Raw genomic sequence first — 13,211 nt, 5'->3', positions numbered from 1 at the left:
TGTTTTCATAAACCGCCAAAAATTTACCATTTGATAAAAAATAAAACTGTGGCAGGCTAAAGGGGATTAGCCACGACAGGATGACACCCATGTCCAGCCCCATGACCCCCGGTATCGCCGCCGCGCGCTTGCCACAGGAAATGCTTGCAGAAAACTTTGATGACCTGCACGCGCCCTATGCCCCGCACGAGGCTGCCGTTGCTGCAGACCGCTGCTATTTCTGCCATGACGCGCCTTGCGTAACGGCCTGCCCCACGGACATCGATATCCCGCTGTTCATTCGACAGATCAGCACTGGCACGCCAGAATCTGCGGCCAAAACCATCTTCGATCAAAACATCCTTGGTGGTATGTGCGCCCGCGTCTGCCCGACCGAAGATCTGTGCGAACAGGCCTGCGTACGCGAATTGGCCGAAGGTAAACCGGTTGAAATCGGGCGCCTGCAACGCCATGCCACCGATACGCTGATGGCCAAGCAGCGCCACCCATACGACCGCGCACCCGAAACGGGTAAAAAGATCGCCGTTGTTGGTGCAGGGCCTGCGGGGCTTGCGTGCGCGCATCGGCTGGCAATGCATGGGCACGACGTGACAATCTATGACGCCGAAGCAAAAGCGGGCGGCCTAAATGAATTTGGCATCGCCGCCTATAAGTCGACTGACGACTTTGCCGCGCGCGAGGTCGATTGGCTGATGGGCATCGGCGGGATCGAGATTAAACCGGGTATGCGCCTTGGCGATGACCTTACAATGGAATCCCTGACACACTGCTTTGATGCGGTCTTCCTTGGTGTTGGCTTGGGCGGTGTGAACGCCTTGCGCGCCGATGGTGAAGACAAAGGCGGTGTGCGCGATGCGGTCGACTTTATCAAAGATCTGCGGCAAACCGATGATCTGACCGCCCTTCCCGTTGGACGCGATGTTGTGGTGATCGGTGGCGGTATGACCGCCGTCGATGCTGCGGTGCAGTCCAAGCTGTTGGGCGCACAGAACGTCACGATCGCTTATCGCCGGGGCCGTGATGCGATGAGTGCAAGTGAATACGAACAGGACCTCGCTGCCTCAAAAGGTGTGCGACTGATGTTCAATGCCCAACCTGTCGCGATCCATGGCAACGGTGCGGTGCGTGAGATTGAGCTGGAGTATACGTCCGACAATGGCACCGGCCTGAAAGGGACGGGTGAGACGATCCGCCTTGCTGCCGATCAGGTTTTCAAAGCGATTGGTCAGATGCTGACAACCGATGGCGGGTTGAACCTCGAAGGGCGCAAGATTGCGGTGACAGGTGCTGGGCGCACTAGCCAGGCAGGTGTTTGGGCCGGCGGCGACTGTGCCAGCGGGGGCGATGACCTGACAGTGACAGCCGTCGCCGAAGGGCGCGATGCGGCAATGGATATTCATGCAACCTTGATGGGGAGCACTTAAAATGGCTGATCTGACAACTGACTTTCTGGGCATCAAATCCCCGAACCCATTCTGGCTGGCCTCTGCCCCGCCGACCGACAAAGAATACAACGTTCGCCGCGCGTTTGAGGCAGGTTGGGGCGGTGTCGTGTGGAAAACGCTTGGGTCCGAAGGGCCACCGGTGGTCAACGTCAACGGCCCCCGTTATGGTGCCATCTACGGCGCTGATCGGCGATTGCTGGGCCTTAACAATATTGAGTTGATCACAGATCGCCCGCTTGAGGTGAACCTTGAAGAAATCACCCGCGTAAAGGCGGATTATCCCGACCGTGCGATGATCGTGTCCATCATGGTGCCGTGTGAAGAACAGGCATGGAAAGACATCCTTCCTCGTGTAGCGGCCACAGGCGCAGACGGGATCGAACTGAACTTTGGTTGCCCGCATGGGATGTCAGAACGGGGTATGGGTGCTGCTGTCGGCCAGGTGCCTGAATACATCGAAATGGTGACACGCTGGTGCAAGCAGTATTACGACAAACCTGTGATCGTAAAGCTGACGCCTAATATTACAGACGTGCGCAAACCTGCCGCTGCGGCGATGCGCGGTGGTGCGGATGCGGTGAGTTTAATCAACACGATCAACTCAATCACGTCAGTGAACCTCGACACGATGTCACCTGAGCCTTCGATCGACGGCAAAGGGTCCCACGGGGGCTATTGCGGCCCGGCGGTCAAACCAATCGCCATGTCGATGGTATCTGAAATTGCACGCAACCCGGAAACCCACGGTCTGCCGATCAGTGGCATTGGCGGTGTGACCACATGGCGGGATGCGGCAGAGTTCATCAGCCTTGGCTGCGGCAATGTGCAGGTGTGTACGGCGGCGATGACCTATGGTTTCAAGATCGTGGAAGAGATGAAAAGCGGCCTGTCCCAATGGATGGATGAAAAAGGCTATACTTCTGTGGAAGAGGTCATCGGCCGCGCGGTGCCAAATGTAACAGATTGGCAGTATCTGAACCTAAATTACGTGGCCAAAGCCAAGATCAACCAAGACGATTGTATCAAATGTGGTCGCTGCTATGCGGCTTGTGAAGATACCAGCCATCAGGCGATTGCAATGTCCGACGACCGCACCTTCACCGTGATTGATGAAGAATGTGTCGCCTGCAACCTGTGTGTTGATGTCTGCCCCGTCGAAGACTGCATCATCATGGAGGCGATGCAACCGGGTGAGGTGGATCCGCGCACCGGCAAAGTGGTTGAAAAAGAATACGCTAATTGGACTACGCACCCCAATAATCCCGGGGCTGTCGCGGCAGAGTAGGGAACCTGAGGTGTTACCTGCGTGTTCATCCGGCAAAGGAGACACGCAAATGATCAAAGACCATGGACCGTCCGTCAAGGACGACGAAACCTATGAAGCCTTGCGCGAAGATGGTGCATCCAAGGAAAAGGCTGCACGCATCGCCAATGCGAAAGCCAACGATGACCAGTCGCCATCCCAGAAAGGCGGCAAGCAGCCGCCTTATGAGGAATGGACGCGTGATGCGCTTTATGATCGCGCCAAAGAACTGGACATTGACGGACGTTCTGACATGACCAAAGACGCGTTGATCAACGCATTGCGCAATCATTGAAGGTTTTTAAAGGGGGGCGTCACGGTAAAGGCGGGCCCCCTTTATGCTACCACCCTTCTTCTGTGATAATCTTGTCCTCTGATGCACCAAGTTCTTTCAGGGCGTCGCGCACAGCATCGACCATCTTTTGTGGGCCGCAAACATAGAAGGTCTGATCAAAATCAGTGACAAGACTGGACAGCATATCTTTGTCAGGCCTGCCTGCCGTGTGATCAGTGTCGTTCTGATCAGAGACCAAGTAGGATGTCTTCAAGCCTTCCATCGCATCAAATTCATCTTTCAGAATGATATCTTTTTCGGTTTCATTGGCAAAAATCAGGTGGCAGTCCATGGCCCCTTTTTGGGCATGACTGCGCAGGATGGCGATAAAAGGCGTGATCCCTGCACCACCGGCAATAAACGTCCCGGGCCCATGATCAGTGATCGCACCTGCCGGTTCCTCAGCGATCACTTGCGCTCCCGGTTGCAACGCGGGAATACGCTCGGTCACGCCGTCATGGCTGGGGTAGGATTTTATGACAAACTCCAGCTTGTCGCTGTCACCCGGAAGTGAGGTCATGGTGAAGGCGCGGTCTTCATCACGCCAACCGGACTGATCAAGAGCAAAGTGGGTGGCTTGCCCAACCTCAAAGTTGAACCCATCAGGTCTGTCAAAGGTCAGCTGATATGTATCATGGGTGACGGGTTTGATGTCTTGCAAAGTCAGTGAAAATGTCATGTCTGCGCTCCTGTTGGTCATAGCGGATCAACAATGGTGGCGCGATATCGTTCCGTTCAGGTCGCTGGTGCGATGGCCAAAGTGCGCCCAAGCATATGGGTCAAAAAGGTCTCGGCCCCGGCGTATGCGTCTTCCCCTGACAAGACAGCACGGACCTGCACATCAAAATCGGCGTAGTGCTGCGTGAGGGCCCAAATGGAAAAGATCAGATGATGGGGATCGATTGCCGCAATCTTGCCGGCGTCTGACCAAGCTTGAATCAACTGCGCCTTCTCATCGACCAACGTTTTAAGGTCCGTATGCAGGATATCACGGATATGTGGTGCGCCCTGCAAGATTTCATTGGCAAAAAGGCGGCTTTCGCGGGGGTAGTCGCGGCTCATCGCCAATTTGCGCTGGGCATATCCCATGATCTCTGCAATCGGGTCACCAGCGCCATCAAGTGCCTTGAGTGGGTCCAACCATGTTTCAAGAAGACGTTCCAGTAAGGCCGCATGGATCGCTTCTTTCGAGGCGAAATAATATAGCAGATTAGGCTTGGACAGACCGGCGGTATCAGCAATCTGATCCAGCGTTGTGCCGCGAAACCCGTATTGTGAAAAGACGTCCAGCCCGGCTGACAGAATAGCAGCGCGGTTGCGTTGCTGGATACGGGTAGGCGGTTTGGTCATGCCGTTCCTTCGCTTAAAATACAGGCGGTAACGGGGCGAAAGCACCCACAACTGCCAGCTTTGGTTGCATCTGCCTGCAATCCGAGCGGAAAACTTGACTGGTGCTATCCCTCTGTTAGCGTTGTTTTGACCACTTGGTCAAATGCAAGCTAAGGAGCCCCCCATGCCAGCCCCCGGAGAAAACCTGCGTATCAATGGTGAACGGCTGTGGGACAGCCTGACGGAAATGGCCAAGATTGGGCCGGGCGTTGCAGGTGGGAATAACCGCCAAACCCTGACAGATGAAGATAGCGAAGGCCGCCACCTATTCCAGAAATGGTGCGAGGCTGCGGGCTGTACCATGGGCGTCGACGAGATTGGTAATATGTTTGCCCGCCGCGAGGGGACTGATCCGGATGCGCTGCCCGTTTATGTGGGATCGCATTTGGACACACAGCCCACAGGCGGCAAATACGATGGTGTGCTGGGTGTGCTGGGTGGTCTCGAAATCCTGCGGACGCTGAATGATCTGGATATCAAAACCAAACACCCGATTGTGGTGACTAATTGGACCAATGAGGAAGGCACGCGGTATGCCCCTGCGATGCTCGCCTCTGGTGTATTTGCGGGCAAGCATACGCTGGACTGGGCAAATGATCGTGTTGATGCCGATGGCAAACGCTTTGGCGATGAATTGGAACGAATTGGCTGGAAGGGCGATGAAAAGGTCGGCGACCGTAAGATGCATGCGTTCTTTGAGCTGCACATCGAACAAGGACCGATTTTGGAGGCCGAGGGCAAAGACATCGGCGTCGTCACCCATGGACAGGGCCTGCGCTGGATTGAATGCACGGTGACCGGCAAGGAAAGCCACACCGGATCAACGCCCATGCATATGCGCAAGAACGCGGGTCGTGGTTTGGCGCTTGTGACTGAACTGGTTCATGAGATTGCGATGAAAAACCAACCGGGTGCAGTAGGTGCGATTGGGCATATTGATGTCTACCCAAACTCGCGCAACATCATCCCCGGCAAGGTGGTTTTCACCGTCGATATGCGGACGCATCTATTGGATAAGCTGAATGCTATGGTGGCCGAGTTTAACGAACGTGCGCCGAAGCTCTGTGAAGAGATCGGGGTCGAGTTTTCCTGCGAGATCGTTGGCCAATTTGACCCGCCCGCCTTTGACGAAGGCTGCGTAAAGGCCGTGCGCGATGCGGCCGAGCGGCTGGGTTATAGCCACATGGATATCGTGTCCGGTGCGGGGCACGATGCCTGCTGGATCAATGATATCTATCCGACAGCGATGGTGATGTGCCCTTGCGTGGATGGGCTGAGCCATAATGAGGCGGAAGAGATCAGCCCAGAATGGGCGCGGGCCGGGACGGATGTGCTGTTTCATGCGGTGGTCGAAACGGCGGAGATTGTGGGGTGAAATCAGGATTTCTGAGGCATTTCCTTTATTTTACGCCAGTTTTTGCACTGATCTCGCTCGCGATTGACTTCGTGTTCGGCCGGGCGTGGCCGCCAGAGCTTCGCGAGGTCGCCATTTCGGCTGTGATTGCGGGTGCAGTCTACGCCATATTGATGACTTTTTGGGGAGGACCCAAGAGGGATAAAGGGGAACAAGATGACCAAGGTAATTAAGAACGGCACCATCGTCACACACGATCTGACCTATAACGCGGATGTCTTGATCGACGGTGGCAAAATCATCGAGATTGGTCAGAACTTGTCCGGTGATGAACAGCTTGATGCGACCGATTGCTATGTCATGCCTGGCGGCATTGACCCGCATGTCCACCTTGAAATGCCGTTTATGGGCACCTATTCCAGCGATGATTTTGAAAGTGGCACCCGCGCTGGGCTTGCTGGCGGCACCACGATGGTCGTCGATTTCTGCCTGCCCAATCAGGGTGAAAGCCTGCTGGATGCCATCAAGCGCTGGGACAATAAATCGACCCGCGCCAACTGTGATTATTCCTTCCATATGGCGGTAACTTGGTGGGGCGAGCAGGTTTTTAACGACATGGAAACCGTTGTGAATGACCGCGGAATCAACACCTTCAAGCACTTCCTCGCCTATAAAGGCGCGCTGATGGTGAATGATGATGAGTTGTTTTCATCCTTCAATCGCTTGTCCGAACTGGGCGCCATCGCGATGGTCCATGCCGAAAACGGTGATGTTGTGGCCGAGATGACCGCGAAACTGCTGGCAGAAGGCAATACCGGCCCCGAAGCCCATGCCTATTCGCGCCCCAGCCAAGTTGAGGGCGAGGCGACGAACCGCGCTATCATGATCGCCGATATGGCGGGTGTGCCGCTTTATGTGGTGCACACGTCCTGCGAGGAATCGCATGAGGCGATCCGCCGTGCCCGTCAGCAAGGCAAGCGTGTTTGGGGTGAGCCTTTGATCCAGCATTTGACGCTGGATGAGAGTGAATATTTCAACAAAGATTGGGACCATGCCGCGCGCCGCGTGATGTCACCGCCGTTCCGCAATAAGCAGCATCAGGATAGCCTTTGGGCCGGTCTGCAATCGGGGTCGCTGAGCGTTGTGGCCACGGATCACTGCGCCTTTACGACTGAACAAAAACGGACGGGTGTGGGTGATTTCTCGAAGATTCCCAATGGCACAGGCGGGCTTGAAGACAGGATGCCGATGCTTTGGACCCATGGGGTTGAGACGGGTCGTTTGACGCCGAATGAATTTGTCGCTGTGACCTCAACCAATATCGCGAAGATTTTGAACTGCTACCCGAATAAAGGGGCGGTGATGGTCGGTGCAGATGCTGATCTGGTGGTCTGGGACCCTGCGAAGACCAAGACAATCACCGCTGGCAGCCAGCAATCGGCCATTGATTACAACGTGTTCGAGGGCAAAGAGGTGAAGGGCCTGCCGCGCTTTACCCTGACACGCGGCCATGTAGCGATCCATGATGGCGACGTGCGCACGCAGGAAGGCCACGGCAAGTTCGTGAAACGCGAGGCGAATACGCCAGTGAACAAGGCGCTGTCGTCATGGAAAGAACTGACCGCGCCGCAGCCCGTGCAACGGACGGGTATTCCTGCGACGGGAGTGTAGCAATCTATGCAAACTGAATACATGTTTGACTCAACAAGCTTTGTTCCAAGACCTAGTGAATTAGACGAGACAAGTGACGACTATATCAACCCCGGCGTATTTGCCTTGGATTTTGCGGACTTTCTTGTTGAAGGGCTGAAGGCGGAAGGTGTCAAGATCAAGTTCAGGTGCCAAGAAGACTGGGGTCATTGGATGGAAGTCGATCATGATGGAGGGTTCACGCTCGCAATCGGATGCTCAAATATTGAAGGCGAAATGGCGCACCGTTTTTCTTTGGAACCGAGGAAACCATATATTCGGAAGTTCTTCAAAAAACTACACGTTGAGCCGCAGGTTGAGCAATTGAAAGAAACGATTCTTCTTATTCTAAGGAATAGTGGGAAAGCAGAGAATATTCGGAGCCTTGCATAAATGCCCGATCAATCAGCGGTTATATCTGCGCAAGGCCTCAACCTCACCTTCCAAACCAATGATGGCCCTGTCCATGCGCTCAAGGATGTGAACCTTGAGATCAATAAGGGGGACTTTGTCTCGTTTATCGGTCCTTCGGGCTGTGGGAAGACGACTTTTTTGCGTTGTATTGCAGGGCTTGAGACCCCGACGGGTGGTCAGATTTTCGTCAACGGGATGACCCCTGATGAGGCGCGGATGGCGCGGGCTTATGGCTATGTATTTCAGGCGGCAGGGCTTTATCCGTGGCGCACGATTGGTGGCAATATCAAGCTGCCGTTAGAGATTATGGGGTTTTCAAAGGCTGAACAGAACGAACGGGTGGGCCGTGTGCTGGAGCTGGTTGATCTGGTGGGGTTTGAGAAGAAGTTTCCCTGGCAGTTGTCGGGTGGCATGCAGCAGCGCGCCTCGATTGCGCGCGCACTGGCGTTTGATGCCGATATTTTGCTGATGGACGAACCCTTTGGCGCGCTGGATGAGATTGTACGCGATCACCTGAATGAACAGTTGTTGAAATTGTGGGCACGCACCGAAAAGACGATTGGGTTTGTGACGCACTCGATCCCTGAAGCGGTGTATTTGTCGACCAAGATCGTTGTCATGTCGCCGCGTCCGGGGCGGATTCACGATGTGATTGACAGCCCGCTGCCCAAAGAGCGGCCTTTGGATATCCGCGACAGTGCAGAGTTTATCGCAGTCGCACACCGGGTGCGTGATGGTCTGCGGGCGGGGCATGTGGATGAGTGATACCGCACCAATCCGACGGGCCACAGCCGCCGATGGCCCTGCCTGTGCCGGAATACTGCATTCCTGGATCAGGGCAACGCCATGGATGCCGCAAAAGATGACGCTTGGTCAATTGGCAGACATCCTTTCTGAAGGCTTGCCCAAGCGAGAAGCCTGGGTAATCGGAAACCCTGTTGCAGGGTATCTGTCGATGGACCCGGCTGAAAACCATATCTGGGGCCTTTATGTTGGGCGGTGCGGCGATGGGCTGGGCAAGCAATTGATGGATCACGCCAAGATGGGGCGAACACGTTTGCAGCTGAACACGCATCTGTCCAACATGCGCGCCCATGCCTTTTACGGGCGCGAAGGGTTTACTCAGGTGGGCGCAGTTTGGGACGGTAATGATGGCATTCCCGAAATCCGTATGGAATGGCAGGCCCCTGTGCCACGTCAAACGACAGACGGGATAACCGCATGAAGTCTGTGTTGCCTGTGCTGACCGTCGTGGGGGCAATCCTGTTGTTTTGGGTTGTGTCTGTTGTGCCGATGAACATGCATTTGACGGCTGATCTGGCGCAACGGCAGAATATTGCGGTTTCGCCTGATACGCCTGTCGCACGGCAAGAGTATTCCGGCATTGGCTTGACCCTGCGCAACACGCATTTGTTTGGAATGACGTATACGCTGGATCGCCCGCGTCTGCCCTCACCCCATCAGGTGGCGGTTGAGATGTGGGATACGATTGTGATGAAGAATGTCACGTCGCGCAGGTCACTGGTATATCATGGCTGGGTGACACTGTCGGCGACTTTGCTGGGGTTTGCGATTGGCACTGGGCTGGGCATCTTGCTGGCCGTTGGCATCGTCTACAACCGTGCGATGAATATGAGCGTGATGCCGTGGGCCATTGCCAGCCAGACGATCCCGATCTTGGCGCTCGCCCCAATGATTATCGTGATGCTGGGCTCGATTGGCATACAAGGGCTATTTCCCAAGGCGGTGATCAGTGCTTACCTGAGTTTCTTTCCTGTTGTTGTAGGCATGGTGAAGGGATTGCGGAGCCCTGATGGGATGCAGTTGGATCTGCTGCGCACGTATTACGCCAGCCCCAACCAAGCGTTTTGGAAGCTGCGGTTGCCCGCGTCGGTGCCTTATCTTTTTGCGTCGTTAAAGATTGGCATCTCGGCCTCTTTGGTGGGTGCGATTGTGGCTGAGTTGCCCACAGGCGCGCGTGCCGGGTTTGGCGCGCGTATGTTGGTGGGCGATCAGTATGGACAGCCGATGGTGACGTGGGCAGCCTTGTTTGCGGCAGCACTGACGGCCGCTGCCTTGGTGGGTTTCTTTAGCTTGATGGAACGCTGGACCTTGCGGCGTATGGGGATGCAGGCGGCATGACAGGGACGGCAATCATCAGTGCTTTGGCCGTTTGGGGCGCAGGGTGGTTTGTAAACGCCCGGCTGGCCAATAGTGCCATGGCGCAAAGTCGGTTGGTCAAGCTTTTGGTCCCTGCGATCTTTGGTCTGACCTTATTGGTCATGTGGGAACTGTTGGTCCGGATGCTTGAAGTCAGCCCGATCATTTTACCACCGCCGACAATGATTGCCGAAAGGTTTGCGAACGAAATTCCCACGCTTTGGGCGGACTTTGAGCAGACGATTATCAAAGGGGCGATGACAGGTTACATCATTGGTATGATTGCCGCCTTTGCTGTCGCAATTTTGGCGGATAGGTCAGAATTTCTGACGCGGGGTATTATGCCTGTCGGCGGTTTCATGGCAGCCCTGCCCATTGTTGGAACTGCACCAATCTTTGTGCGCTGGTTGGGTAGCGACTGGCAGTCTAAGGCGGCGGTTGTTGCTGTGATGGTGTTCTTCCCGATCTTGGTAAATACTGTGGCTGGGCTGCGCGATACAACAGCAATGCAACGTGATCTGATGCGCACCTATGGCGCGGGGTATTGGGCGACGCTGTTCAAGCTGCGCCTGCCTGCCGCGATGCCGTTTATCTTTAACGGGCTTAAGATTGCGACCACATTGGCGCTGATCGGGGCGATTGTTGCTGAATTTTTTGGCTCTCCTACGGTAGGGATGGGCTTTCGCATTAGTACCTCGGTCGGCCAGCTTGCGCTTGATATGGTTTGGGCAGAGATTGTGGTCGCGGCCCTGGCGGGAAGCGCGCTTTATGGGCTGATGGCATGGATTGAGGGGCGGGTGACGTTTTGGCACCCATCGCAACGCAAATAAGGAAATAAGCCCCGGCAAGAGGGCAAAAAACACACTGACTAGGAGGTCATGATATGAAGAAGTTGATGATGGCGGCAGCACTCGCCGCAGGACTGGGCGGAATGGCACATGCGGATGCCCATGCCAATGATGTGACGCTGCAATTGCAGTGGGTCACGCAGGCGCAGTTCGCGGGATATTACGTGGCTTTGGATCAGGGCTTTTACGAAGAAGAAGGGCTGAATGTGACGATCTTGCCCGGTGGGCCTGATATTGCGCCACCACAGGTTCTGGCCGGTGGCGGTGCTGATGTAATGCTGAACTGGATGCCCTCTGCACTGGCGGCACGCGAAAAGGGTCTGCCTGTCGTGAACATCGCGCAGCCGTTTAAGACATCCGGTCTGATGCTGACCTGCTGGAAAGACACCGGCATCGAAACCGTTGAGGATTTTCGCGGCAAGACTATCGGCGTTTGGTTCTTTGGCAACGAATACCCGTTTCTCAGCTGGATGAGCCAAGAAGGTATTCCCACGGACGGCAGCGAAGATGGCGTAACTGTCCTTAAGCAAGGTTTCAACGTTGACCCGCTTTTGAATCGCGAAGCAGACTGCATTTCGACGATGACCTATAATGAATATGGTCAGGTCTTGGATGCAGGTGTGTCCGAGGATGAATTGATCACCTTCAAATACGAAGACCAGGGTGTCGCCACGCTCGAGGATGGCATCTATGCGCTGGAAGAGAACCTTGAAGATCCGGTGTTCGTCGACAAAATGGTGCGCTTTGTGCGTGCGTCGATGCGTGGCTGGAAGTGGGCGGAAGAAAACCCTGCCGAAGCCGCAGGTATCGTTTTGGATAACGACGAAACCGGTGCACAGAACGAAGCGGCGCAGGTGCGCATGATGGGCGAGATTGCCAAGCTGACCGCTGGGTCCAACGGTTCGCTTGATCCGGCAGATTTCCAGCGGACAGTTGATACGCTGTTGGCCGGTGGTTCCGATCCGGTAATTTCTGCACAGCCGACAGGTGCGTGGACCAGTGTGATTACGGATCAGGCGCTGAACTAAGCCACACATCTTATCTAGACAAAAAAGGCCTCGGGTATTCCCCGGGGCCTTTGCTTATCAAAGCGGCTTTCACAAAAGTTTGACAGTGTTTTGTGTTAAGTTGGCGGCCCCAACCTCGAAATTACGGCCCGGTGTGTTAGTATATGTAAAGTCAAAGCACCGCGGAGTTTTCACATGAAACCATCCTTAATCACACGGCGCACAGCACTCGCGATGGGTGGTGCAGCACTGATGACGCCTGCACAAGCGGCAGGTATTGCACCTACGCCGACAATGCGTGGCGGTGCGAATAACTACCGCCCCGACGCGCCGATTGTTGACCGTATAGGCGGCGGTGGGTTTTGGATGACAGGCACGGTGCGTCGCGCAGGGGATGGGGCGCCATTGCCCGGCCAACGTATTCAGATGTGGGCGCATACCACTGAAGGGCATGAACGTGATCCGCATAGTCATGGGGCTACGCTGACGGATACAAACGGGGTGTTTCGATTGGAAATGCCTCAGATTGTCCCTGCTTTTGGGCAAGCGCACGGGCATTTGGCGTATGACAGTGGGGCGTTCAAAACAGTCTTTTTGCGCCCATTGCTGGCCAGTCCCAATGACACGACCCTTGACGTTGAATTTGTACTTGAACCTGCCTGATCGCGCACGCGCTGCGCTGATATGGGGCGCTCTTGCGCTCGCTATGTTCACTCCCCTGATCGCGGCATCGGCAAGCCCGTTGCTTCAGTGGCGAGAGCCCATTTATATTGTTGCAGGCTTTGCTGGTATTATAGGAATGGCTTTGATGCTGGTGCAGCCGCTTTTGGCGATTGGCATCTTGCCGGGGTTGTCTTTGCAAAACAGCCGCCGTTTGCACCGGTATGTCGGTCTATTTCTTGTTCTGACCGTCACTTGTCATGTGGTGGGGCTTTGGATTACAAGCCCGCCGGATGTGATTGATGTGATACTGTTCCGGTCGCCAACCCCATTTGCCGTGTGGGGTGTTCTTGCCATGTGGGCGGTCTTTGGTGCTGCCTGTTTGGCAGTATTGCGCCCGCGCATGCCCTTACGGGTGTGGCGCTGGGGGCATACAATATTGGTGGCGCTGGCTGTGATCGGTACGGTTACCCATGCGATGCAGATCATTGGCACCATGGAACAAGTGACAAAGACAGTTCTTTCAGCGCTGGTTGTTGCGGCGCTTTTGACCGCGATTGCGCGGCGAAAGGTCTGGCTGATGGGCCTGCGGTCGCGCAAAGGCTGAT

General features: G+C 55.3%; 15 protein-coding genes. 13 read left to right on the top strand and 2 right to left on the bottom strand.

The window, feature by feature from the left end; all coding sequences use genetic code 11:
• The first annotated feature begins 89 nt into the window (after positions 1-89).
• From RCCS2_RS05160 to RCCS2_RS05150, 3 genes are read left to right on the top strand one after another with little or no spacing between them, the layout of a single operon-like run.
• Positions 90-1,424, top strand: coding sequence for an NAD(P)-dependent oxidoreductase (locus tag RCCS2_RS05160; RefSeq protein ID WP_037293548.1), 1,335 nt, complete (start codon positions 90-92; stop codon positions 1,422-1,424).
• 1 nt (position 1,425) lies between these two features.
• Positions 1,426-2,730 carry an NAD-dependent dihydropyrimidine dehydrogenase subunit PreA gene (gene preA, locus RCCS2_RS05155; protein WP_008231987.1) on the top strand — a complete coding sequence of 435 codons (1,305 nt, stop codon included), beginning with the start codon at positions 1,426-1,428 and terminating at the stop codon, positions 2,728-2,730.
• Positions 2,731-2,779: 49 nt separating this feature from the next.
• Positions 2,780-3,043, top strand: a complete 264-nt coding sequence (locus RCCS2_RS05150; RefSeq protein ID WP_008231986.1) for a DUF7218 family protein — start codon at positions 2,780-2,782, stop codon at positions 3,041-3,043.
• 46 nt (positions 3,044-3,089) lie between these two features.
• Here the strand turns inward: RCCS2_RS05150 and RCCS2_RS05145 are convergent, their stop codons facing one another.
• Both RCCS2_RS05145 and RCCS2_RS05140 read right to left on the bottom strand, forming a co-directional pair.
• Positions 3,090-3,761 carry an FAD-binding oxidoreductase gene (locus RCCS2_RS05145; RefSeq protein ID WP_008231985.1) on the bottom strand — a complete coding sequence of 224 codons (672 nt, stop codon included), beginning with the start codon at positions 3,759-3,761 and terminating at the stop codon, positions 3,090-3,092.
• 56 nt (positions 3,762-3,817) lie between these two features.
• A complete protein-coding gene (locus tag RCCS2_RS05140) occupies positions 3,818-4,432 on the bottom strand; it encodes a TetR family transcriptional regulator C-terminal domain-containing protein (RefSeq protein WP_008231984.1) in 615 nt (204 codons plus the stop codon).
• Between the two features lie 163 nt (positions 4,433-4,595).
• On the opposite strand from RCCS2_RS05140, the gene RCCS2_RS05135 reads away from it, so the two are divergent.
• The 10 genes from RCCS2_RS05135 (at position 4,596) to RCCS2_RS05085 (ending at position 13,210) form a co-directional block, all read left to right on the top strand.
• Positions 4,596-5,846, top strand: a complete 1,251-nt coding sequence (locus RCCS2_RS05135) for a Zn-dependent hydrolase (RefSeq protein WP_008231980.1) — start codon at positions 4,596-4,598, stop codon at positions 5,844-5,846.
• 195 nt (positions 5,847-6,041) lie between these two features.
• Positions 6,042-7,496 (top strand): dihydropyrimidinase, encoded by a 1,455-nt coding sequence (gene hydA / locus RCCS2_RS05125; RefSeq protein ID WP_008231976.1) that lies wholly within the window; start codon positions 6,042-6,044, stop codon positions 7,494-7,496.
• A 21-nt stretch (positions 7,497-7,517) separates the two neighbouring features.
• Positions 7,518-7,907, top strand: coding sequence for a hypothetical protein (locus RCCS2_RS05120; protein ID WP_232204233.1), 390 nt, complete (start codon positions 7,518-7,520; stop codon positions 7,905-7,907).
• Complete coding sequence (locus tag RCCS2_RS05115) at positions 7,908-8,693, top strand: ABC transporter ATP-binding protein (RefSeq protein WP_008231971.1); 786 nt, start codon at positions 7,908-7,910, stop codon at positions 8,691-8,693.
• Positions 8,686-9,153 (top strand): GNAT family N-acetyltransferase, encoded by a 468-nt coding sequence (locus RCCS2_RS05110; protein WP_008231970.1) that lies wholly within the window; start codon positions 8,686-8,688, stop codon positions 9,151-9,153. The genes RCCS2_RS05115 and RCCS2_RS05110 overlap by 8 nt, the downstream gene beginning before the upstream one ends.
• The gene (locus tag RCCS2_RS05105) at positions 9,150-10,070 is read left to right on the top strand and encodes an ABC transporter permease (protein ID WP_008231968.1); all 921 of its coding nucleotides are present in this window, start codon (positions 9,150-9,152) and stop codon (positions 10,068-10,070) included. The genes RCCS2_RS05110 and RCCS2_RS05105 overlap by 4 nt, the downstream gene beginning before the upstream one ends.
• The gene (locus RCCS2_RS05100; protein ID WP_008231966.1) at positions 10,067-10,918 is read left to right on the top strand and encodes an ABC transporter permease; all 852 of its coding nucleotides are present in this window, start codon (positions 10,067-10,069) and stop codon (positions 10,916-10,918) included. The genes RCCS2_RS05105 and RCCS2_RS05100 overlap by 4 nt, the downstream gene beginning before the upstream one ends.
• A 53-nt stretch (positions 10,919-10,971) precedes the next feature.
• On the top strand, positions 10,972-11,964 hold the full coding sequence (locus RCCS2_RS05095) for an ABC transporter substrate-binding protein (protein ID WP_008231964.1): 993 nt from the start codon (positions 10,972-10,974) through the stop codon (positions 11,962-11,964).
• 174 nt (positions 11,965-12,138) lie between these two features.
• Positions 12,139-12,606, top strand: coding sequence for a twin-arginine translocation pathway signal (locus tag RCCS2_RS05090; RefSeq protein ID WP_037293224.1), 468 nt, complete (start codon positions 12,139-12,141; stop codon positions 12,604-12,606).
• A complete protein-coding gene (locus RCCS2_RS05085; RefSeq protein WP_332249295.1) occupies positions 12,509-13,210 on the top strand; it encodes a ferric reductase-like transmembrane domain-containing protein in 702 nt (233 codons plus the stop codon). Before RCCS2_RS05090 ends, RCCS2_RS05085 begins: the two co-directional genes overlap by 98 nt.
• Position 13,211: the final 1 nt, after the last annotated feature.

This window comes from Roseobacter sp. CCS2 (genome assembly GCF_000169435.1).
Classification (GTDB): Bacteria; Pseudomonadota; Alphaproteobacteria; order Rhodobacterales; family Rhodobacteraceae; genus Yoonia.
The sequence above is the reverse complement of the archived record's forward strand: the minus strand, read 5'-3'. Positions and strand labels throughout refer to the sequence as shown.